This window comes from Qingshengfaniella alkalisoli (assembly GCF_007855645.1).
Taxonomy (GTDB): domain Bacteria; phylum Pseudomonadota; class Alphaproteobacteria; order Rhodobacterales; family Rhodobacteraceae; genus Qingshengfaniella; species Qingshengfaniella alkalisoli.
On sequence record NZ_CP042261.1, the window covers coordinates 1,588,265 to 1,608,993 of the forward strand.

22 protein-coding genes are annotated in these 20,729 nt (G+C 58.4%); 5 read left to right on the forward strand and 17 right to left on the reverse strand.

The features are described from left to right. Positions 1-19 precede the first annotated feature (19 nt). Genes FPZ52_RS07975 through FPZ52_RS07985 form a run of 3 tightly spaced genes read left to right on the forward strand, consistent with a single transcriptional unit; the run spans position 20 to position 4,480 of the window. Positions 20-661 (forward strand): HdaA/DnaA family protein, encoded by a 642-nt coding sequence (locus FPZ52_RS07975; protein WP_240804325.1) that lies wholly within the window; start codon positions 20-22, stop codon positions 659-661. Positions 662-686: 25 nt separating this feature from the next. Further along, positions 687-2,870 (forward strand): RNA degradosome polyphosphate kinase, encoded by a 2,184-nt coding sequence (locus FPZ52_RS07980; protein WP_146364943.1) that lies wholly within the window; start codon positions 687-689, stop codon positions 2,868-2,870. A gap of 56 nt (positions 2,871-2,926) precedes the next feature. After that, a complete protein-coding gene (locus FPZ52_RS07985) occupies positions 2,927-4,480 on the forward strand; it encodes a Ppx/GppA family phosphatase (protein WP_146364944.1) in 1,554 nt (517 codons plus the stop codon). On the opposite strand, the gene FPZ52_RS07990 is transcribed toward FPZ52_RS07985, so the two are convergent. The 4 genes from FPZ52_RS07990 to scpA are packed head-to-tail and all read right to left on the reverse strand — an operon-like array spanning position 4,481 to position 8,443. Next, positions 4,481-5,161 (reverse strand): molecular chaperone DjiA, encoded by a 681-nt coding sequence (locus FPZ52_RS07990; RefSeq protein WP_146364945.1) that lies wholly within the window; start codon positions 5,159-5,161, stop codon positions 4,481-4,483. Between the two features lie 41 nt (positions 5,162-5,202). Further along, positions 5,203-5,691, reverse strand: a complete 489-nt coding sequence (locus tag FPZ52_RS07995) for a GNAT family N-acetyltransferase (RefSeq protein WP_146364946.1) — start codon at positions 5,689-5,691, stop codon at positions 5,203-5,205. An 18-nt stretch (positions 5,692-5,709) separates the two neighbouring features. Beyond that, positions 5,710-6,312: a VOC family protein gene (locus tag FPZ52_RS08000; RefSeq protein WP_146364947.1), complete on the reverse strand. Its 603-nt coding sequence runs from the start codon at positions 6,310-6,312 to the stop codon at positions 5,710-5,712. Continuing rightward, positions 6,302-8,443 carry a methylmalonyl-CoA mutase gene (scpA, locus tag FPZ52_RS08005; RefSeq protein WP_146364948.1) on the reverse strand — a complete coding sequence of 714 codons (2,142 nt, stop codon included), beginning with the start codon at positions 8,441-8,443 and terminating at the stop codon, positions 6,302-6,304. The genes FPZ52_RS08000 and scpA overlap by 11 nt, the downstream gene beginning before the upstream one ends. Before the next feature lie 111 nt (positions 8,444-8,554). On the opposite strand from scpA, the gene FPZ52_RS08010 reads away from it, so the two are divergent. Continuing rightward, entirely contained in the window at positions 8,555-8,995 is a 441-nt protein-coding gene (locus FPZ52_RS08010) for a DUF4174 domain-containing protein (RefSeq protein WP_146364949.1), read from the forward strand. A 3-nt stretch (positions 8,996-8,998) separates the two neighbouring features. On the opposite strand, the gene accC is transcribed toward FPZ52_RS08010, so the two are convergent. The 7 genes from accC to FPZ52_RS08045 form a co-directional block, all read right to left on the reverse strand. Beyond that, on the reverse strand, positions 8,999-10,987 hold the full coding sequence (accC, locus tag FPZ52_RS08015) for an acetyl-CoA carboxylase biotin carboxylase subunit (RefSeq protein ID WP_146364950.1): 1,989 nt from the start codon (positions 10,985-10,987) through the stop codon (positions 8,999-9,001). A gap of 90 nt (positions 10,988-11,077) precedes the next feature. Next, a complete protein-coding gene (locus tag FPZ52_RS08020) occupies positions 11,078-11,281 on the reverse strand; it encodes a hypothetical protein (protein WP_146364951.1) in 204 nt (67 codons plus the stop codon). A gap of 141 nt (positions 11,282-11,422) precedes the next feature. Then, on the reverse strand, positions 11,423-11,632 hold the full coding sequence (locus FPZ52_RS08025) for a hypothetical protein (RefSeq protein WP_146364952.1): 210 nt from the start codon (positions 11,630-11,632) through the stop codon (positions 11,423-11,425). A gap of 88 nt (positions 11,633-11,720) precedes the next feature. After that, a complete protein-coding gene (locus FPZ52_RS08030; protein ID WP_146364953.1) occupies positions 11,721-12,098 on the reverse strand; it encodes a hypothetical protein in 378 nt (125 codons plus the stop codon). After that, a complete protein-coding gene (locus FPZ52_RS08035; protein WP_146364954.1) occupies positions 12,095-12,439 on the reverse strand; it encodes a hypothetical protein in 345 nt (114 codons plus the stop codon). Before FPZ52_RS08035 ends, FPZ52_RS08030 begins: the two co-directional genes overlap by 4 nt. Beyond that, a complete protein-coding gene (locus tag FPZ52_RS08040) occupies positions 12,436-12,825 on the reverse strand; it encodes a RidA family protein (RefSeq protein ID WP_146364955.1) in 390 nt (129 codons plus the stop codon). Before FPZ52_RS08040 ends, FPZ52_RS08035 begins: the two co-directional genes overlap by 4 nt. A gap of 14 nt (positions 12,826-12,839) precedes the next feature. Further along, positions 12,840-14,372 (reverse strand): acyl-CoA carboxylase subunit beta, encoded by a 1,533-nt coding sequence (locus FPZ52_RS08045; RefSeq protein WP_146364956.1) that lies wholly within the window; start codon positions 14,370-14,372, stop codon positions 12,840-12,842. Positions 14,373-14,486: 114 nt separating this feature from the next. Between FPZ52_RS08045 and FPZ52_RS08050 the strand changes: the two genes are divergently transcribed. Next, positions 14,487-15,701: a multidrug effflux MFS transporter gene (locus FPZ52_RS08050; RefSeq protein ID WP_146364957.1), complete on the forward strand. Its 1,215-nt coding sequence runs from the start codon at positions 14,487-14,489 to the stop codon at positions 15,699-15,701. Positions 15,702-15,710: 9 nt separating this feature from the next. On the opposite strand, the gene FPZ52_RS08055 is transcribed toward FPZ52_RS08050, so the two are convergent. The 6 genes from FPZ52_RS08055 to hflK all read right to left on the reverse strand — a co-directional run bounded on the left by FPZ52_RS08055 (position 15,711) and on the right by hflK (position 20,690). Further along, complete coding sequence (locus FPZ52_RS08055; RefSeq protein ID WP_146364958.1) at positions 15,711-16,412, reverse strand: FG-GAP repeat domain-containing protein; 702 nt, start codon at positions 16,410-16,412, stop codon at positions 15,711-15,713. Then, positions 16,409-16,732, reverse strand: coding sequence for a 2Fe-2S iron-sulfur cluster-binding protein (locus tag FPZ52_RS08060; protein ID WP_146364959.1), 324 nt, complete (start codon positions 16,730-16,732; stop codon positions 16,409-16,411). The genes FPZ52_RS08055 and FPZ52_RS08060 overlap by 4 nt, the downstream gene beginning before the upstream one ends. A 130-nt stretch (positions 16,733-16,862) precedes the next feature. Beyond that, complete coding sequence (locus FPZ52_RS08065; RefSeq protein WP_146365704.1) at positions 16,863-18,308, reverse strand: Do family serine endopeptidase; 1,446 nt, start codon at positions 18,306-18,308, stop codon at positions 16,863-16,865. A 148-nt stretch (positions 18,309-18,456) separates the two neighbouring features. Continuing rightward, the gene (locus FPZ52_RS08070) at positions 18,457-18,651 is read right to left on the reverse strand and encodes a DUF2065 family protein (protein ID WP_146364960.1); all 195 of its coding nucleotides are present in this window, start codon (positions 18,649-18,651) and stop codon (positions 18,457-18,459) included. Next, positions 18,648-19,541 carry a protease modulator HflC gene (hflC, locus tag FPZ52_RS08075; protein WP_146364961.1) on the reverse strand — a complete coding sequence of 298 codons (894 nt, stop codon included), beginning with the start codon at positions 19,539-19,541 and terminating at the stop codon, positions 18,648-18,650. Before hflC ends, FPZ52_RS08070 begins: the two co-directional genes overlap by 4 nt. A gap of 3 nt (positions 19,542-19,544) precedes the next feature. Further along, positions 19,545-20,690, reverse strand: coding sequence for an FtsH protease activity modulator HflK (gene hflK, locus FPZ52_RS08080; protein ID WP_146364962.1), 1,146 nt, complete (start codon positions 20,688-20,690; stop codon positions 19,545-19,547). Positions 20,691-20,729: the final 39 nt, after the last annotated feature.

The following is a 20,729-nucleotide window of genomic DNA, read 5'->3' on the forward strand; positions in this document are numbered from 1 at the left end:
CCTCCCGCAGGAAAAAGGAATGTCGCGGGCCGATTTTTTGCCTGCTCCGTCCAATGCAGCAGCGTTGGCATCCGTAGATGGCTGGCGAGATTGGCCCTCCGGGAAAATGATGCTGGTAGGGCCACGCGGGTCCGGCCGTACCCATTTGACGCATCTTTGGGCCAAGGACGCGGGCGCCGTGATCTTTTCGGGCCGTGCGCTTGACACGAACTGGCATGACACGGTCGAACATGCCGGGGCTATCGCGATTGATGACGCTGACGTGGTGGCAGGCAACAAACTATTGGAAGAGCAGTTGTTTCATCTGTTCAACCATGCCCAGTTCGAAGAAAAGCCCCTGCTTTTGACAGCTAAAGACGTTGCGGGGACCTGGGGTGCGAGACTGCCCGACCTGGAAAGCCGAATGCAAACTCTGCCAATCACGCGGATCGAACAGCCTGATGACGGGCTTCTGAACATGGTTCTGGTAAAGCTTTGCGATGACAGGCAGCTTGCCATCGGACCCGAAACCATATCCTATTTGGTTAACCGTATGGAGCGCTCGCTCGCTGTCGCACGTGAACTCGTGGCAGAACTGGATCACACGGCCCTGATCCGCCAACGACGCATCACCCGTCCGCTCGCCGCTGAAATACTCGCAAACTTTCATCCGCACCGTTGATCGCCACCGGAAGACAGAGGAAGACATGACCGCCGCCGATTTCCTGAATTCGCCTTTTCCGTCCGCGATCGAGATGAGTGATCTGGATACCACCGGCCCTGCTCGCTTCTTCAACCGGGAACTCAGCTGGCTCGCCTTCAATCGCCGTGTTCTCGAAGAGGCCGAGAACTCTCATGTGCCGCTGCTGGAACGCCTGAGATTCGTGTCAATTTCAGCCAACAATCTGGATGAATTCTACACGGTCCGCGTCGCCGGACTGCGCGAGCTGGCGCATGCCGGGCAAAACAAGCCCGCCGCGGACGGGCTGACCCCAGCCGAGCAACTGGTCCTGATCGACAAGGACGCGCGCGATCTGATGCATTCGCAACAGATCGTCTGGAACAAGCTGCGTCGCGAGATGGAAAAGGAAGGCATCCTTCTGATCCCTCGCAGTCGGCTGACACGGGCAGATCTGAAATTTCTGGAGGAGTTCTTCCTGTCACAGGTCTTCCCGGTTCTGTCACCGTTGGCCGTGGATCCCGCGCATCCCTTCCCGTTCATCCCGAACACTGGCCTTGCGCTGGCCCTGTCTCTGCGCCGGGTTTCGGACGGTCGCTTACTAAAGGCCCTTCTACCCATTCCCGCCCAAATCAATCGCTTCATCGCCCTGCCCGCACGTGAAGGTCAGGATCGGTTCGCCGCGCTTGAAGACCTGCTGCTTTTACATATCAACCAGATGTTTCCCGGTTACGAATTGAAGGGAAGCTGCCAGTTCCGCGTGCTGCGCGACAGCGATCTGGAGGTCGAGGAAGAAGCCGAAGACCTTGTACGCGAATTCGAGGTTGCCCTGAAACGCCGCCGCCGGGGCGAGGTCATTCGCATGAAGATGTCAGCCAACGCGCCCGCCGATCTGAAACGGCTGATCGTCGAGCAGCTTCACCTCGAAGAAGGCGAAGTGATCGAGCTGAAGGGCATGATCGGCGTCGTGGACCTGAAGGAACTGGTGCTGGATCATCGACCGGACCTGTTATGGCAGTCCTTCACGCCTCGTGTTCCCGAACGGGTCCAGGACCATGATGGAGATATGTTCGCTGCCATCCGGCAGAAGGACATGCTGCTGCATCACCCCTATGAGACTTTCGACATGGTAGTCCGCTTCTTGCAGCAGGCCGCACGCGACCCGAATGTACTGGCGATCAAGCAGACGCTTTACCGCACTTCCAAGAACTCTCCGATCGTCGGTGCCTTGTGCGAAGCGGCAGAGGACGGGAAGTCCGTGACCGCACTGGTGGAACTGAAAGCCCGTTTTGACGAGGCCGCCAATATTCGTCAATCAAGGATGCTGGAACGTGCCGGCGCGCATGTGGTTTACGGATTCATGAACTACAAGACCCATGCCAAGATCAGCTCCGTCGTGCGGCGTGAAGGCAATCGGCTGGTGACCTATTCGCATTACGGCACTGGTAACTATCACCCGATTACCGCGAAGATATACACCGATCTCAGCTTCTTCACCTGCGACGAGGCGCTGGGAAGGGACGCGACCAAGGTGTTCAACTACCTATCTGGATACGCACAACCCGAGGGGCTGGAAAACCTGTCGATCTCTCCCCTGATGATCAAGCCCAAGATCATCGCCCTGCTGGAACGGGAGGCCGATTTTGCCCAGCAAGGCAAACCGGCCGAGGTTTGGGTCAAGATGAATGCACTGATCGAACCCGACGTGATCGATGCGCTCTACAAGGCCAGCCAAGCGGGGGTAAAGATTACGCTGGTCATTCGCGGAATTTGCGGCATCAGGCCCGGCATCAAGGGGTTGAGCGAAAACATACGCGTCAAATCCATCGTCGGTCGCTATCTGGAACATTCCCGCATCGCCTGTTTCGGCAACGGGCACGGCCTGCCATCCAAACAAGCGAAGGTCTTCATTTCCTCGGCAGACTGGATGAGCCGCAATCTGAACCGTCGGGTCGAAACCTTCGTCGAGTGCTTCAACCCAACGGTGAAGGAACAGATCGTCGGACAGATCATGGCCGCCAACCTGAGGGATGAGGCGCAGAGCTGGATTCTGCGGCCCGATGGAAGTTTCTATCGACCGACATCGAACGATCCGGACAGGATGTTCAACTGCCACGACTACTTCATGAAGAACCCTTCCCTGTCGGGCCGTGGTTCTGCCGGAGCGAAAGACGTCATACAGTTGGCCAATCTTCATGGTGCGCCTGCTTAAGAATTGACGTCACAATTTTTTTACGCCACGTTGTTTGCATAAAAAGGGGGCAAGGGATGGACGGAGGCGGAGAAGCCTCGACCGAGGATTGGGGACCCTTCGGAAGACCACTCTTTAACGACCCCGCAGCGCGAGCGCTGTCTCGTGTCGGCGTTGTGGATGTCGGGTCGAACTCGGTCCGGCTCGTAGTATTCGATGGGGCGGCCCGATCGCCGGCCTATTTCTACAATGAGAAGGTTCTGTGCGGCCTCGGGGCCGGTCTGTCCGAGACCGGAAAGCTGAACCCGAAAGGACGCGAACGGGCTTTCGATGCCATCAAGCGCTTCCAAGCACTTGCAGATGGCATGGGGATAGCACCGCTCACGGCAGTTGCGACTGCTGCGGTGCGCGAGGCGGAGGACGGTCCTGCGTTCAGGGAGGAGATAGCGCAGGAGACCGGCCTCCGCCTTTACGTAATCGACGGCAAGGAAGAAGCGCGGCTGTCCGCTCAAGGCGTTCTCTTGGGATGGCCTCAAGCATCGGGGTTGGTGTGTGACATCGGCGGGTCGTCCATGGAACTGGCCACCGTTGATGACGGACAGATCGGACACCGGGTGACGTCACCGCTTGGTCCACTCAAGCTGCGGGATATTAAAGGCGGCAAGAAAGGCCTTCGCAATTTCGTCGACAAGGAACTGAAGTCGCTGCGCAGCGACTTCGGTGACTGGGGCGGGTGCCTATATCTCGTAGGCGGCTCGTGGCGCGCGATTGCCAAGCTCGACATGGTACGGCGCGATTATCCGCTGAAGGTTCTGCACGAATACCAGATGACGCCGCGCGATCTGCGCAAAACGTTGAAATGGATCGAAAACGAAGACCCCGACAAGTTGCGATCCGCAGCTGGCATCGGATCAGAACGCATGTCCTTGGTCCCCCTTGCCGCCCACTCGCTTGCCGGAATGTTGCGTAACTTCAAGCCTCGTGAAATCTGCGTGTCAAGTTACGGGCTGCGAGAGGGGCTGCTTTATGAACAGATGCCACAGGAACTGCGCAAGCGCGACCCGTTGATCGAAGCTTCCTACTTTGCCGAGGCCAAAGACGCGCGTGTTCCCGGCTTTGGCCGTGCATTGTATGATTTCGTCCGACCGCTTTACACCCGTACATCATGGGACAGGCTGCGCTTGGCGAAAGCCGCTTGCCTGCTTCACGACGTGACCTGGCGCACCCATCCGGATTACCGCGCAGAAGTCTGCTTCGACTACGCCACCCGCGCAAACATGGGCGGGTTGAGCCATCCGGACCGGGTCTTTCTCGGGCTCGCACTTCTGCACCGCTACAAAAACAGCCGCACGGGAAACCGGTTCGAAAGCCTTCTGTCTCTGCTGAATGAAAAGCAGATTCGGGAAGCGGAGATCCTTGGTAAAGCCATGCGTTTCGGCGCGATGTTCACGGGGCAGCGGTCCGAACAGATGGGTGAACTTCGCTGGCACCCGAACAAAAAGAAGCTTGTTCTGAAAATCACCCCTGCAGGACGAACCCTGTTTGGCGAAGTCGCCCAATCGCGCTTCGCGTCGCTGGCAAAGTCGCTGGGAGCCGAAACAGAGGTCGTTGCACTGCGGCGCGCAAGCTGATCAGGCGCGCGAGGTGCTGATTTCTTCCCATGCCCGGTTGATGGCGATCAGGCGTTTTTCGGCCATCTTGATGGCTTCCTCGGGCAGTCCGCGCGCCATCATCCGGTCGGGATGGCTTTCACGGACCAACTCGCGCCAGCGCTTGCGCACGTCTTCCAAACTATCGTCTGGATCAGCGCCGAGCACGCAGTACGGGTCAGGTGCTGCGTCTTCCACGAAACGCGATCGCATATTTCGGAAATCCCGCTCGGAGACGTCGAACAGCTTCGCCACGCGTTCGATATAATCATCTTCGTCAGGGTGGTAGGCTCCATCCGCCAAGGCGATATGAAACAACCCCTCCAGTATGTCGATCAGGATCGGATGACCTTCGCCAAACATCTGCCGGACGCGCGCAGCGTAGTTTTCGAACCCCGCAACATCCTGCCGCGCCAGATTGAACACCCTGGCAGCGTTCTCTTCTTCAGAAGCCGGGATGTGGAACAGGCTGCGGAAAACGGTCACCTCATTCCGAGTTACACGACCATCCGCTTTCGCCATTTTCGCACCAAGCGCAATGACCGCAATCGTGAACGCCACGCTGCGTTCTGGCGGTGTGCGCAGCTTGTCAAAGACGGCGCCCAGCGGCTCGCCTGCTCGCAGCGCGGAAAGCGCTTCTCCGATTCGGGTCCAGATCGACATGGACCAAACCTAGCGCGCAGTAGCGTAACTGTCAGCGTGGACTAGAGAATTTTCTGCATAAGGACGAGATCGAGCCAGCGGTCAAATTTGCGACCCACTTGTGGCATGAGACCAACCTTTTCATACCCCAGCGCCGCGTGAAACGCTTGGCCTGATGCGTTGGCCGCGTCGATCGCAGCAATCATCACGTGAACACCAGCCTTTGCAGCATGTGCTTCCAACACATCCATCAAGGCCCGCCCGACGCCACGCCCGCGCGCGTCTTCAGTCAGGATGATCGAGTGCTCCATGGCGTAGTCATAGCCGTCGCCATCCCGAAACCGATCATAGGTCGCAAATCCCAGCACAACATCGCCGTCGCGCGCCACCCAGAAATCACGTCCTGCCTGGCGCCGCTTGACAATGACGTCACCGACCATTTCGGGGGTGCGCTGCACCGTGTGGAAGATGATGGTCGTCTCACGGATCACGGGGTCCCAGATCGCGGCAATCTGATCATAGTCACGCGGCTGTGCCGGTTCAATTTGCATTAAGAATATCCTTCAATGTCAGCCTAGCTTCACCAAACCGCGCGGTGTCTGCAGAATGGCGCTCAACCCCGCCATACCTTGCGCCAAGACGACCCGGTCATCACGCAAGGTGATCACGTCCCTTATGCGGGCTATCTGAGGGTGACAAATGCTGAACGACGCCAATCGGCACGCGCGGTCGGGTAGACGCTTTGCCGGATGTGCCTCGCCTTCCCACTGGATCAACGCGGGAAAGATATCATCGCACGGAAGCGATCCGTTTGCTGGAATCGCCATTTCCCAGCGAAGATCACCGCGCGACAATTGCGTGGCTTCGCCCGCCTCAGGAACGATCCGCAGAAATTCAGCCAACGCGTCGGTAGAAACGACCCAGTTGGTCAGCTTGGGCGGCCCACTGAACCGGTCCAGAGAAAACCAGCGCGCCCGATTCGGATCGGCTGCTTCGGAATCAATCGCGATGATTTCCAGGTACAGATCCGGCCCCAGCGACAGCAATCGGTTATGTGTGCCCATCAGGGGATGCTTGCCGCCGGCCTCGAAAGACACGCCGAGCCGTTCTTCGAATTCAGCCGTGGCTGCATCCAGATCGGCCGCCGATATGACTAGGTGATCAAGCTTCATTTCTGCCCCGATGGTTTCGGATAAGCTGCAGGACGTCCTGCGCCGCCGTGGGAATATGTGTTCCGGGTCCGAAGATGGCCTTCACACCCGCATCCAGAAGGTACTGATAGTCCTGCTGTGGCACCACACCGCCACATACCACCAATATATCATCCCGACCCTGCGCCCGTAGCGCGTCCACCAATCGCGGCGCAAGAGTCTTGTGCCCCGCAGCAAGCGAAGAAATGCCGATGACATGCACGTCGCTGGCGATGGCGTCACTCGCCGCTTCGTCGGGCGTCTGGAACAGTGGCCCGACATCGACATCGAAGCCCATATCCTTGAAGGCAGACGCGATCACCTTTGCTCCCCGGTCATGCCCGTCCTGCCCCATCTTCACGACAAGCATATGCGGTCGCCGTCCCTCGCCTTGCTCGAACGAGGCAACGTCACGCTGTATCGCCGCGAACAGCGCATCACCGTCAAATGCAGATCCGTAGACGCCTGACAATGTGCGGGCACGTGCAGCGTGGCGGCCAAACACATTCTCTATCGCCATACTGATTTCGCCGACGGAAGCGCGGGCGCGAGCGGCCTCGACCGCAGCTTCCAGCAGATTTCCACCCGCGCGGGCGCGCCGTTCGAGTTCCGCAAGCGCTGCGTCGCACCTAACCTGATCGCGCTCCGCCCGGATTCGTTCCAGCCGTCTTACCTGTGCGTCGCGCACTTTGGCGTTGTCGATGTCGAGAATATCGATCGGATCTTCCTTGTCCTTTCGGTATTTGTTTACGCCGACAATCACTTCTTCGCCGCGATCAATCATCGCCTGCCGCTTCGCCGCCGTTTCCTCGATCCTGAGCTTTGGCATGCCTGTGCCGACCGCCTGTGTCATACCGCCAAGCGCTTCGATCTCCTCGATCAGCTCCCACGCCTTATCGGCAAGTTCGGCAGTCAGGCTTTCGACATAGTAGGACCCTGCCAGCGGATCGACGACATTGGTAATGCCGGTTTCTTCCTGCAAGATGAGCTGGGTATTGCGTGCGATCCGCGCGGAGAACTCGGTCGGAAGCGCAATCGCTTCGTCCAATGCATTCGTGTGCAGTGACTGCGTGCCACCCAACACCGCCGAAAGCGCTTCATAGGCCGTGCGGATGACGTTGTTATAAGGGTCCTGTTCCGCCAGCGACACGCCCGATGTCTGACAATGTGTACGCAGCATCAGGGACCGCGGGTTCCTGGGCGCGAATTCGGACATGATGCGATGCCACAGCATACGCGCGGCACGCAGCTTGGCCGCCTCCATGAAAAAGTTCTTGCCGATGGCGAAGAAGAAGGACAGCCTTCCGGCAAATTTGTCGACATCCATCCCCGCCTTGATCGCCGCGCGAACGTATTCGCGCCCGTCGGCCAATGTGAACGCCAGTTCCTGCACAAGGTTCGCGCCCGCTTCCTGCATGTGGTAGCCAGAAATCGAGATCGAATTGAACTTGGGCATCTCGTTCGCTGTGTATTCGATAATATCGGACACGAGCCGCATCGAGGGTTCCGGCGGATAGACATAGGTGTTGCGAACCATGAATTCTTTAAGGATGTCGTTCTGAATGGTGCCTGACAGGACAGAGCGGTCATGCCCCTGTTCTTCCCCAGCAACTATGAAACTGGCCAACACAGGTATCACCGCGCCATTCATAGTCATCGAAACAGACACCTTGTCGAGTGGTATGCCGTTGAACAGGAGCTTCATGTCCTCGACGCTATCAATTGCAACACCGGCCTTCCCGACATCACCCTCAACGCGCGGATGGTCGCTGTCATAGCCGCGATGCGTTGCCAGATCGAATGCAACCGACACGCCTTGCTGGCCGCCGGCCAACGCTTTGCGGTAAAATGCGTTGCTTTCTTCGGCCGTCGAAAACCCTGCATATTGCCGGATGGTCCAGGGCCGCCCGGCATACATCGTCGCGCGTGGGCCCCGTGTGAAAGGCGCTTCTCCGGGGATCTCATCCAGATGATCCAATCCGACCACATCCTCCGCCGTATAAAGCGGTTTGACGTCGATGCCTTCCAAGGTACGCCATGTCAGATCGTCAAGCGGGCGGCCTTTCAGTTCCGCTTCAGCCAGCCTTTTCCAGCGCTTCCTACCGTCCGACATCGTGTTTCCCCCTGCCTTGTACGCGGAATTTACATCACAACAGATAAAACCCGACCGCAATCACTTCGCATTTGCGTCCCAAGCGCTATATCATTTGTAGCAGGAGGCGCCATGAGATCACTTGTTATCGCGGTCATTTCGGCACTTGTGCTGGTTTATCCCGCAATCGCCCAAGAGGTCACGGACGATCGACCTCTCGTTACGCAAACCGATGATCTTGAACAGTTCCTGTGGATTGCGCGCCCGGTTGTCGTTTTTGCGGACACCGCGAATGATCCGCGATTCATTCAACAAATGGATCTGCTGAACCGGGAAAAGGACGCGTTGTTTCGGCGCGACGTGGTTGTGTTAACCGACACGGATCCGGACGCCGAAAGCGAATTGCGCCGCCAATTGCGGCCACACGGGTTTTCATTGGTGGTGATTGGCAAAGATGGGCAGGTAGAACTGCGCAAGCCGTCCCCATGGCATGTTCGCGAACTTACCCGCGCGATCGACAAGATGCCCCTTCGCCAGCAAGAGATGCGCGAACAACGACGAGGGGAAGGTTAGCACCTACTCGAACTCCATAATCACATCGTCAACGGCTAGGCTGTCTCCCGCTGAGACGTTTATACGTGATACGATGCCCTTTCGTTCGGCCCGAAGCATGTTCTCCATCTTCATCGCTTCGACCGTGCACAGAGGCTGCCCTTCCTGCACTTCATCCCCAACGCCGACATCGAGTTTGACGACGAGACCCGGCATCGGGCACAGAAGCATGCGGGATGTGTCCGGTGGCGGCTTGTCGGGCATTAAAGCGGCAAGCTCCGCATGGCGAGGCGTTCGGACATGCACGTTCAGGGATGCACCGCGATAGCGAATGCCGAAACCGCCACTGATCTTATCCACCTTCAGAACCAGCGGTGCCGCATTGACGGATAACACTGCCAGTCGGTCGCCAGGTGTCCAGTGTCCTTCCACGCGCAGCGCAGCGCCATCGACCTGAACGGACGTTCCGGACCGATCAGCATCGGCCCGGCAATCATAGCGTCGCCCCTGCAACGTAACGACCCAGTCAGAACCCACGCGGCGCTCATGATTGTCCATGCGTCCTGAAATGCGGCTCCGGCGTATTTCCGCCACCCGGTGCATCGCCACGCAAGCTGCGGCAATCCGTTGCATGTCGTCCTCGCCCAGATCTACACCGCTGAACCCATCAGAAAATTCTTCGGCTATGAATGCTGTCGTCATGTCACCCGAGACAAACCGCGCATGATCCATCACGGCTGAGAGGAATGGCAGGTTGTGCCCGATCCCCTCGACCTCGAACGCATCAAGCGCGCCGCGCATCTCGGCAATGGCAGTCTCACGCGTGTCGCCCCATGTGCACAGCTTCGCGATCATGGGGTCGTAATGCATCGAAATCTCGCCACCCTCATAGACGCCCGTGTCGTTGCGCACCCGGCCGTCGATTTCGGCAGGTGGCCGATATCGCGTCAATCGCCCGATGGACGGCAGAAAATTGCGGTAAGGGTCTTCCGCATAGAGCCGACATTCCAGCGCCCAGCCCTTGATTGCAATGTCGTCTTGCCCGAGCGCCAATCTTTCGCCTGCCGCGACGCGGATCATGTGCTCAACCAGATCAACATCGGTGATCAATTCGGTCACTGGATGCTCGACCTGTAGCCGGGTGTTCATTTCGAGAAAATAGAAGTTGCGCTCCGCATCCACGATGAACTCCACGGTGCCCGCCGACGAATAGTCGACCGCCTGCGCCAGTGCGATGGCTTGCGCACCCATTGCGTCGCGTGTCTCCGCATCCAGGAACGGGCTCGGCGCTTCTTCGATGACTTTCTGGTTTCGCCGCTGAATGGAGCATTCACGTTCGTTAAGATGGATGCAATTGCCGTGCGTGTCACCCAGCACCTGTATCTCGATATGGCGCGGTTGGGTGATGAACTTCTCGATGAATATTCGGTCATCCCCGAAGCTGCTCGCGGCCTCGTTCTTCGATGACTGAAATCCATCGCGCGTTTCAGCGTCAGTCCACGCGATACGCATACCTTTGCCACCGCCCCCCGCACTGGCCTTGATCATCACTGGATAGCCGATGTCAGAGGCAATACGAACGGCCTCATCCGCATCCTCGATCAGACCCATATAGCCCGGTACCGTGCTGACGCCAGCTTCTGCCGCCAGCTTCTTGGACGTGATCTTGTCCCCCATCGCTTCGATCGCAGAAGCCGAAGGTCCGATGAACACCACCCCTTCCCGTTCCAAAGCCTCGGCGAAGCGCTTGTTCTCGGACAGAAAGCCATATCCCGGATGGACCGCATCAGCTCCTGTCCTGCGGACCGCCTGCAGGATATTCTCGATCACGATATAGGATTGGTTGGCCGGTGCTGGCCCGATAGGCACCGCTTCGTCCGCCATCTGGACATGCAACGCATGTCGGTCCGCCTCCGAATAGACTGCGACCGTTGCAATCCCCATGCGCCGAGCCGTCTTGATCACACGGCAGGCGATTTCCCCGCGGTTCGCAATCAGGATCTTCTTGAACATAGGCCTCCCCCACACAAGAAAGCCGCCGCGGGCCAGAACCCGCGGCGGCTTCGATCAGTCTATCTTGCCAGCGGTCTTGCCGCCGCCAAATCAGTTGTTCGGGCAGGTGCCCAGGCTGCGGCAGGACGCACCGGCCGCACCACCGATGAGTGCGCCAGTCGTTGCGTCACCAGCAAGAACCTGGCCAGCGGCCGCGCCCATGACAGCACCCGTTGCGGTGCGTTCCATGTCAGATTGACCACAAGCTGCCAGACCAAGGGCGGCAACCACTCCGAGAATCCAAGTTTTCTGCACGATCGTCTCTCCTTATGAGTTGTTCGATTAGCCAATGATATCGAACGGTACATGTCTGCAACGACAAAATGCGTGACGTTGGTTCCATAAGCAACGGATCGCCCATCACGATTGTTGTCAAGCTGCAACAGGATGATCAAACTATTGTGAAACCAGCCCGCTAACAAGTCCAGCACCGGCACCGATGGTTGCGCCCCAGCCAAGGCTCGCACCGGCAACTGCCGCCACGCCGACACCAGCGCCCGCACCAACCAAGGCCCGCTCGCCCTGTGTCCATTGGCTCGGAGGTTTGGAACACCCAGCCAGCGCAACCAAGGCTGCCGCGCCCAGTAGCATAATTTTTCGCCGCATTCCGGCTCTCCTTCTTCTGCTCGATGCATCAGATAGCCAAGGCTTGCTGCGGCGGGCAAGCCTTTTTCACGAAAGATGCGCGCGGCGGTCAAGCCTCATCCTCTGGCGACCAGAGGTCTTCATCGTTGAACACCTCCGGAAAGGAAGCCCGTGCGGTCGGAATATCGATCTTCAGCATCGCGTCATAGCTGGTCGGATCGAACGGGTCTTCCGCCGCCACCACTTCACGCCCGAACAACCAAGACAGACGACCGGCATCCAGGTTGCCGCGCTCGAACGGCTCCGCTCCGAAATAGTCCCAAAGACATGCCATGAAGTTGACATCGGCACGCTTGTCCGCAGGTCTGCGGTCCCGGTAGCGTTCCCTCACTGTCAAAGGCGTTGCCCCTTTTGGATTGGCGCGCCGAATGGTGAACTGAAAGTCCGTGCCGGTCAAACGGCTGGGAAATCCGCGATGCTTGATCATGGGCGTATCCTTGCATGTTGTCGCCAGCGTGCCTGCCGATGCGGGTCGTTCAAGACAGCTTCAAGCCGGCTCTGAAGTGACGGAGGAACGCTCTTTGCATTCTCGATACGACCGCCAGCAATGATACGCAAACCCCGTAATTCTTCGCGGACCGTAACGACAGGGCTGAAGCCACGAAGCCCCTGCAAGCTGCGCCAGACATCCTTCCGGACCTCATGTGCCAGCACGGTTTTGCGAAGCACGGGCATCGTGATTTCCGCACTTAGATCGAATCGCACGGGCAAAACCCGCGCAAGCGTCACCTCTTCCCGCGAATGCGAGATATACCAGTGATTACTCACGGGCGCTTGGCCAGCATGTCGATCTCGACCAGCGCACCTACGGCCAGGGCAGTGACACCGATGGTGGTTCGGGCCGGTCTACGGTCCCCTGGGAAGCGGGACTTATAAACGTCGTTGAAAGCCGAAAAGTCGCGTTCGAATTCTGTCAGGTAGCACCGGCATTGCAACACGTGGCTCAGGTTCAGCCCAAGCCCGCCAAGCACCAGTTCCAGGTTTTCGATCACCCGCTCTGTTTGGGCTACAATACCGTCGGGCAGTGGCGCGTCAGGGTCATTCGGCCATGTCGGCATCTGACCCGTCAGCATGACCCAACCATCGGATTCAGTCGCGTGGCAGAACGGGCCGACCGGAGTAGGAGCTTCGGCAACTTGATGGAACTGTGCCAACTGCGAGTTTCCTTCTAAAGTGGAATATTATCATGTTTCTTCCAAGGATTGTCTAAGCGTTTATTGCGCAGACTGGCAAAGGCGCGTGCAACACGCCTGCGGGTTGAATGGGGCTGGATGACCTCGTCAATGAAACCACGCTCCGCCGCTACAAACGGGTTGGCGAAGCGGTCTTCGTAATCCCGCGTACGCGCCTCGATCTTACCCCGATCACCAAGTTCGGAGCGATATAGGATTTCAACTGCTCCTTTGGCACCCATCACCGCGATCTCGGCGGTGGGCCAAGCATAGTTGAAATCGCCGCGCAGATGCTTTGACGCCATCACATCATAGGCTCCGCCATACGCCTTGCGCGTGATCAAGGTAACTTTGGGCACCGTCGCCTCACCGTAGGCGAAAAGCAGCTTTGCGCCATGCTTGATGACCCCGCCAAGTTCTTGCCCCGTTCCCGGCAGAAAGCCCGGCACATCGACCAGTGTCAGGATAGGGATTTCAAAACAGTCGCAAAAGCGAACGAACCGCGCAGCCTTGCGACTGCTGTCGATGTCCAGAACACCCGCCAGCACCATAGGCTGGTTCGCGACGACGCCCACGGTGCGCCCTTCGAGACGAATGAACCCGGTGATGATGTTCTTTGCGAACTCGGCCTGTATCTCGAAGAAATCTCCCTCGTCCGCGATCTTCTCGACCAACTCCTTCATGTCATACGGCTGGTTCGGGCTGTCAGGGATCAGCGTGTCGAGGCTCAGCTCCACGCGGTCTGGTTCATCGAAAAACGGCCGGACCGGGGGCTTTTCGCGATTGTTCAGCGGTAGGAAATCCACCAAGCGCCGAACTTCGGCAAGCGCTTCGACATCATTCGCGAACGCCCCATCAGCGACCGAAGACTTGCGCGTATGCGTCGCGGCACCACCAAGTTCTTCAGCCGTGACAACTTCATTCGTCACGGTCTTAACCACATCCGGCCCAGTGACGAACATGTAGGAACTGTCCTTCACCATGAAGATGAAATCGGTCATCGCCGGAGAGTAAACCGCGCCCCCGGCACACGGCCCCATGATCACGCTGATCTGCGGCACGACGCCCGAAGCCAACACATTCTTCTGGAACACGTCGGCATAGCCGCCAAGGCTCGCCACACCTTCCTGGATGCGCGCGCCCCCGGAATCGTTCAGCCCAATCACCGGCGCGCCGTTGCGCATCGCCATATCCATGATCTTGCAGATCTTCTGCGCGTGCGTTTCCGACAGCGACCCGCCGAACACGGTAAAGTCCTGGCTGAATAGGTAGACCTGCCTGCCGTTGATCGTCCCCCAGCCGGTTACGACTCCATCCCCGGCAGGACGATCTGCATCCATCCCGAAATCGGTGCAACGATGTGCCACAAACATGTCGAATTCTTCGAAAGACCCTTCATCCAGCAGAAGCTCGATCCGTTCGCGCGCCGTCAGCTTCCCCTTGGCATGCTGCGCCGCGACACGTTTTTCGCCGCCACCCGCGCGGGCAACTTCGCGCCTGTTCTCCAACTCCGCGAGAATGTCTTTCATTCGGCTCTCCCTGGTTCCGAAGAGCCTAACCGCCTCTCCGCGCCGGGAAAAGAGCGGAGTCATACCTCGCTTCACGCATGGACAACCGTTGCGCCGCGGATTACTGGATTCGGCATGACCACTTCCGCACGCGCCCGGTTCCTCGACCGAAGCACCCCGCCGAACATTGTAACACTCGTCTTGCTTGCGGGCGTTCCTGCCGCTGCGATGAACGTATATCTGCCATCGCTGCCCACGATGACCGAGCACTTCCAGACAGAATACCGGCTGATGCAATTGTCGGTCGCACTATACTTGGCGGTGAATGCCGTCCTGCAAATCTTCATCGGTCCGATATCGGACCGTTTCGGGCGCAGGCCAGTGATCCTGTGGTCCTTCGGCCTGTTCATGCTGGCAACACTCGGCACGATCTATGCGCCCACGGCCGAAAGCTTCCTGCTGTTCAGAATGGCCCAAGCGATCGTCGTGTCGGGAATGGTACTGTCGCGCGCCATTGTTCGCGACATGTACGATGCCGATCAGTCCGCGTCGATGATTGGTTATGTCACGATGGGCATGGCGGTAGTCCCGATGTTTTCCCCGGCCATCGGCGGGTTGATGGACGAGATGTTCGGCTGGCAGGCCAATTTCTGGCTGCTATTCGTTCTGGCCGGTGGCGTCGTAGTCATCAGTTGGTTCGATCTTGGCGAAACCGCCCCCAAAGCGAACGGCAGCCTGAAAGAGCAGATGCGGGAAGCACCGGAACTGTTCCGATCTCTGCGCTTCTGGGGCTACAACCTGACCATCATGACCGCATCTGGCACCTTCTTCGCCTATCTCGGCGGCGCGCCCTTCGTCGGCAGCGAGGTTTTCACGCTGACGCCCGCGAAGCTTGGCTATTTCTTCGGTGCGCCTGCGGTTGGCTATCTGGTGGGCAATGCCCTAGCCGGGCGTTATTCCGTGCGCTACGGCATCAATGCGATGGCGCTTTGCGGCACGTTGCTAACGGCGTTTGGCCTGACCATGGCGCTGATCGTATTTTACTCTGGCTTGGGGAGCGTCTGGACGTTCTTCGGGTTCATGGTTTTCGTCGGACTGGGCAACGGTATGGTGCTGCCCAACGCAACGGCCGGGATGTTATCTGTTCGGCCACGCTTGGCGGGCACTGCTGCAGGACTGGGCGGTGCACTCATGATCGGTGGCGGCGCCGCTCTGTCCGCCTTTGCGGGCGCTATGCTGACCCCCGGATCAGGCGCATATCCCCTGCTGTGGATCATGGTGTGCAGCGCCACACTTTCGGTTCTGTCGATCCTGTTCGTTATCCTGCGGGAACGAAAAATTACCCCCTAGGAATTCGCGTCACTGGCAGGATAGGGCCGCGCGATATCCCTCTGGCGAGGCGGGTAGCTGGGTTGTTCGGCTTGTCAATCCGGTTGAGCCGAGAGTGACCAAAACAACGTGTTCTCCGGCCGCATCCTCGACAACCATTTCAGGGCCCGCCCCGCAATCGCGAACACCGCCGCGAATTGTTAGCTCTCCGAAACGATGATTGGTCAGCCCATCCATGACACCGATCCGTTCGAGCCCCTCTCCCGTGTAGCGCCAGACATTGAGTTGCCGCGCGAGATGCGGGCGATCGACGTAAGCTATCTCTACCGTGCCATCGCGATCGAAATCCTCAACGCCTACCGGCGCCAGCCAACGGAAACGTTGGCCGATGAATGGCGTTGCCGCCACCAGACCTGTCTCGTCATAAATCGACAACCGAGCACCGTACGAGGCGTCGGCTTCCACCACCACAACCTCGGCATCCCCATCGCCATCCAAATCGGCTAGCCGCGGTGCGGTATCCTCGAACACGCGCGAGGCGCGCAAACGCAACACAAAGCGCCGCCCGTCCGACATCCTCAGACGCAGCGCGCCATACTCGATGTCATCACCCAGCGCACCATGGGGGTAGCGGTTCGTTGGTTCGGTATAGTCGGCGGCAGTGATCATGCTTTCCGCCATGGCCGCAGACGCGGACCACAACATCAACAGCCCTGCCGCCAACGGCATCATATTTGTTTTTCGGGCATCCGGACGATCAGACCGTCCAGATCATCAGTGACCTTCAACTGGCAGGTCAGACGCGAGCTTTCCGGGCTTGGCTCAAATGCGAAATCGAGCATATCCTCTTCCATCGGATCAACTGCCGGCAACTTTTCGACCCAAGCGGAATCCACGTAAACGTGGCAGGTAGAACAGGCGCACGCGCCGCCGCAATCGGCCTCGATCCCCGGAATACCGTTGTCGCGCGCACCTTCCATCACCGTCAGCCCGACAGGGACATCGACGACATGCTCGGTTCCGTTATGCTCGATATAGGTGATTTTGGGCATCCGTTCCTCGTGGCTTCTCGCTGCTTGGCGCAAATCAGAAGCGACATAAGCGATGATACTGCGATTGACCAGTGCGGGTCGGCAAAAGGGGCGCCGAAGCGCCCCGATGCGGTACGAAGTGCCCCCGCACTTATTCCAGCGAAAGCGCTACGAAGCGCGGATCACCTTCGCGCTGGACCAGAAGCAGCAGCGACTTGCGGCCGGCATCCGTTGCGTCCGCGATGCGTGTCTCCAGTTCCGACGGAGCCGTGACTTTCTCTTGCCCCGCCTCGACGATCACATCGCCAGCACGGAGCCCCTTCTCGAAAGCGTCGCTCATCTCATCGACATTCATCACAACCAGACCACTGGCATCGTCAGGCAGTTGAAGCTGCGCGCGCAGTTCATCCGTAACGGTGCTGAGAGTCATACCAAGAAGATCTTCCTCGGCTGGTTCATTGGAGGGGGCAGAAGCCGGGATGGATTCGGATGTTTCACGACGACCGAGCGTGACCATTACCGTTTCTGTCTTGCCATCGCGCATGATCTTCAAACGTACGGATTTGCCGATCTCGGCATTGCCAACAGCCCGAACCAATTCGCGCGTATCAGCCACATCGCGCCCATCGAACGACATGATCACATCGCCCGATTTAAGACCAGCCTCGGCAGCCGGACCTTCGGGCACATCCGTGATTAGCGCACCAGCGACAGAGTCCAGTCCGATCGCGTCCGCGATATCTTCCGTAACATCCTGAATGCGAACACCCAACCAACCGCGACGGGTTTCGCCAAACTCCTTGAGTTGGTCGACCACCGGTTTCACCACCGCCGAAGACATCGCAAAGCCGATCCCGATGGATCCGCCATTGGGCGACAGGATCGCAGTGTTCACGCCGATAACATCACCATCCATGTTGAACAGCGGTCCACCAGAGTTACCCCGGTTGATCGCGGCGTCGGTCTGGATGTAGTCATCGTAGCTACCAGCCAGAGCGCGGCCCCGTGCAGACACGATACCTGCGGATACGGAGAACCCCTGACCAAGCGGGTTCCCCATGGCCATAACCCAATCGCCGACGCGAGACACATCGCTATCTCCGAATTTGACAAACGGAAGTGGGTCGTCGCTTTCAACCTTCAAGACAGCAATGTCAGTGGTCGGGTCGGTTCCAATTACTTCGGCGGGTAGTGTTTCACCGGAATAGAATTCAACCTGAATCTCATCGGCACCGTCGATCACATGATTATTCGTTACGATGAAACCGTCTTCCGAAATCACGAACCCCGATCCGAGTGCCGAACTGCGCTGCGGCCGGCTCGGCCCACCATTAGGCGATCGTTCGAGAAAATCGCGGAAGAAGTCTTCGAAAGGTGAACCTTCGGGGACGATCGGACCGATATTGTTCGATGTGCTGACAGTCGTGGTTGTGGTGATATTAACGACGGAATCACTAACGGATTCGGCCAGTTCGGCAAAGCTACCCGGAATGTCCTGAGCTTCGAGAGGCAGTGGCTGTGAAAACACCATCGACCCACCAAGCAACGCGGCGATCGCAAGATTTCGGGTGGCGCGTATTGGGGAAGCGTTCAACATACTCACGCTCGACTCCTTATTCGCTTAAACGAGCACCCCATAAGAGGGCTGTGCTGTTATATGGTTGCGACATCTACGAATTGCCAACTCAACACTGATCGCCGGGCGTCACAGTGGTGTGACAAATCTTACAGCTTGCGGCCCAAGTTTAACTACTTACCAAACGGAATATCCAGAGCAAAGCCACGCCTGTCGCAGTGGTGGCCAAACCTATCAGACGGCGTGTATCGATAGGAAGCTCTGCAAATTTGCGCAGCATCTCTTCCAGACGCAAAGGGGCCAGCGCAAGCACCAGCCCCTCTACAACAAGAACCAAACCTATGGCCCAGATTACCGTCGTCACGGACGGGCTTCGCCGCCGATGTTGCCCGAGCCATTCAGATAGTTGAAGAACTCGCCGTCGGGCGAAATAACCATCGAGGAGTTTTCTCCCTTCAATGCACGTTCATAGGCCGTCAGCGAACGGTAGAAGTCGAAGAACCCTTCGTCGGCACCATAGGCGTCCGCAAAAATGCGGCTACGTGCGGCATCGGCTTCACCGCGAACGATTTCGCTTTCACGGCTGGCATCCGAGGTCAGTTCCACAACTGTCCTGTCCGCCTGGGCACGCACACGCTGCGCAGCTTCGTTACCACGCGCAATCTCGTCGGCGGCTTCCCGTTCGCGCTCGGCTCGCATCCGCGCGAAGGTTGCTTCAAGGTTTTGCGTAGGCAGAGCCGTCTGCTTCAACTGAACGTCGACTACATCCAGACCAAGTGCCAGCGCCGATGACCGAGACTGGTCACGGATACGCTCGACCAATGCGCGGCGATCAGGTGACAGGATAGTATCGGACGTCACTTGCTCCGAACCCAGAACCTCCCGGATCTGTGCATTAAGAATAGACATCAACCGATCCTCGGCAGCACCAATGCCACCAATCCCTACGGCCTGACGGAACTGCACCACATCGGCGATGCGGTAGCGCGCGAAGGCATCGACAACCAGTCGGCGGTCATCGGACGGGGTGACCTCGATCTCATCCGTGTCCAGCGACAGGATACGGTCGTCATACCGCACCACTTCCTGGATCAACGGCACCTTGAATGCCAGCCCGGGTTCTTCTTTCACAGACTTGATCTGACCGAACTGCAAGACCAGCGCCTTTTCACGTTCGTCCACGATGAAGATGGACGACAGCAAAGCGGCAATTGCGACAACAATGACGGGAATGAGAAATGTCAGCTTGTTCATGGCTCAGTTCCCCTGCGTGGATTGCGTTTGACCGGTGTTCCGGCGCAACTCGTTCAGCGGCAGGTACGGTACGACACCCTGCCCCTCTCCGGTGGCGCTGTCGTCGAGGATGACCTTGTCGACGTCACCCAGCACCTTTTCCATCGTCTCCAGATAAAGTCGCTTGCGCGTCACTTCCGGCGCATTGCGATATTCTTCCAGAACGGCAGAGAAGCGGCTGGCTTCACCTTCGGCTTCGTTTACGACGCGTGCGCGATACCCTTCCGCTTCTTCCAGAAGCTGTGCGGCTTCACCACGAGCGCCGGCCAGAACACGGTTGGCATAAGCATCGGCCTGACGCTGCAAGCGGTCACGCTCCTGCTCCGCCGCCTGAACTTCGCGGAAGGAGTCGATCACTTCCATCGGTGGATCGGCCTTGTCGAGGTTGACGCGAACCACGTTGATGCCGCTTTCGTAACCGTCAAGCGTCGATTGGATCAACTCATGAGCACCGTCGGCGATGATGCCCCGATCCCGGTTCAGGATGGGAGCCAATTCCGACCGCGCGATGATCTCACGCATGGCCGCTTCCGATACAGCACGAACGGTCACATCAGGATCACGAATGTTGAACAGGTATTTTCCCGGGTCGTTGATGTTCCAAACCACTTGGAAATCAATATCCACGATGTTCGCGTCGGTTGTCAGCATCAGCCCATCGTCGGAACCACCGCCGGACAGGCCGATGTTTTCGATATTCTCACGCGTTACCGGAATGACCTCTGCCGTCACAACGGGCCAAGGCGCGAAGTTCAGGCCGGGTTCACCGGTTGAGCTGTACTCACCAAGGAACAATTCGACGGACCGTTCTTCTGGTTTTACCGTATAGAAGGACGCGAACAGCCAAGCACCGATAATGGCAAGAACGATCAAGCCTATGGTCCCGCGACCAAAGGACGGACCATCACCAGAGCCACCGCCGGAACGTCCGCCACCACGACCACCCATCAGCACTTTCAGCTGTTCCTGCCCCTTCCGAACGATCTCGTCGATTTCGGGCATTTGCGATGGGTCATTGCCGGGGCGACGACCACCGCGGTCGCCATCGTCTCCACCCCCTCCCGTGTTGCGGCCCCCACCGCCCCACGGGCCTCCGTTATTGCCTGCCATTCAGTTTCCTTCTCATGTCTCTCCGGCCATACCTTTGAC

Bases quoted from the DNA above. Each gene is read 5' to 3' on its own strand.
- FPZ52_RS07975 (WP_240804325.1), top strand. From the start codon at position 20: ATGTCGCGGGCCGATTTTTTGCCTGCTCCGTCCAATGCAGCAGCGTTG.
- FPZ52_RS07980 (WP_146364943.1), top strand. From the start codon at position 687: ATGACCGCCGCCGATTTCCTGAATTCGCCTTTTCCGTCCGCGATCGAG.
- FPZ52_RS07985 (WP_146364944.1), top strand. From the start codon at position 2,927: ATGGACGGAGGCGGAGAAGCCTCGACCGAGGATTGGGGACCCTTCGGA.
- FPZ52_RS07990 (WP_146364945.1), bottom strand. From the start codon at position 5,161: ATGTCGATCTGGACCCGAATCGGAGAAGCGCTTTCCGCGCTGCGAGCA.
- FPZ52_RS07995 (WP_146364946.1), bottom strand. From the start codon at position 5,691: ATGCAAATTGAACCGGCACAGCCGCGTGACTATGATCAGATTGCCGCG.
- FPZ52_RS08000 (WP_146364947.1), bottom strand. From the start codon at position 6,312: ATGAAGCTTGATCACCTAGTCATATCGGCGGCCGATCTGGATGCAGCC.
- scpA (WP_146364948.1), bottom strand. From the start codon at position 8,443: ATGTCGGACGGTAGGAAGCGCTGGAAAAGGCTGGCTGAAGCGGAACTG.
- FPZ52_RS08010 (WP_146364949.1), top strand. From the start codon at position 8,555: ATGAGATCACTTGTTATCGCGGTCATTTCGGCACTTGTGCTGGTTTAT.
- accC (WP_146364950.1), bottom strand. From the start codon at position 10,987: ATGTTCAAGAAGATCCTGATTGCGAACCGCGGGGAAATCGCCTGCCGT.
- FPZ52_RS08025 (WP_146364952.1), bottom strand. From the start codon at position 11,632: ATGCGGCGAAAAATTATGCTACTGGGCGCGGCAGCCTTGGTTGCGCTG.
- FPZ52_RS08030 (WP_146364953.1), bottom strand. From the start codon at position 12,098: ATGATCAAGCATCGCGGATTTCCCAGCCGTTTGACCGGCACGGACTTT.
- FPZ52_RS08045 (WP_146364956.1), bottom strand. From the start codon at position 14,372: ATGAAAGACATTCTCGCGGAGTTGGAGAACAGGCGCGAAGTTGCCCGC.
- FPZ52_RS08050 (WP_146364957.1), top strand. From the start codon at position 14,487: ATGACCACTTCCGCACGCGCCCGGTTCCTCGACCGAAGCACCCCGCCG.
- FPZ52_RS08055 (WP_146364958.1), bottom strand. From the start codon at position 16,412: ATGATGCCGTTGGCGGCAGGGCTGTTGATGTTGTGGTCCGCGTCTGCG.
- FPZ52_RS08060 (WP_146364959.1), bottom strand. From the start codon at position 16,732: ATGCCCAAAATCACCTATATCGAGCATAACGGAACCGAGCATGTCGTC.
- FPZ52_RS08065 (WP_146365704.1), bottom strand. From the start codon at position 18,308: ATGTTGAACGCTTCCCCAATACGCGCCACCCGAAATCTTGCGATCGCC.
- hflC (WP_146364961.1), bottom strand. From the start codon at position 19,541: ATGAACAAGCTGACATTTCTCATTCCCGTCATTGTTGTCGCAATTGCC.
- hflK (WP_146364962.1), bottom strand. From the start codon at position 20,690: ATGGCAGGCAATAACGGAGGCCCGTGGGGCGGTGGGGGCCGCAACACG.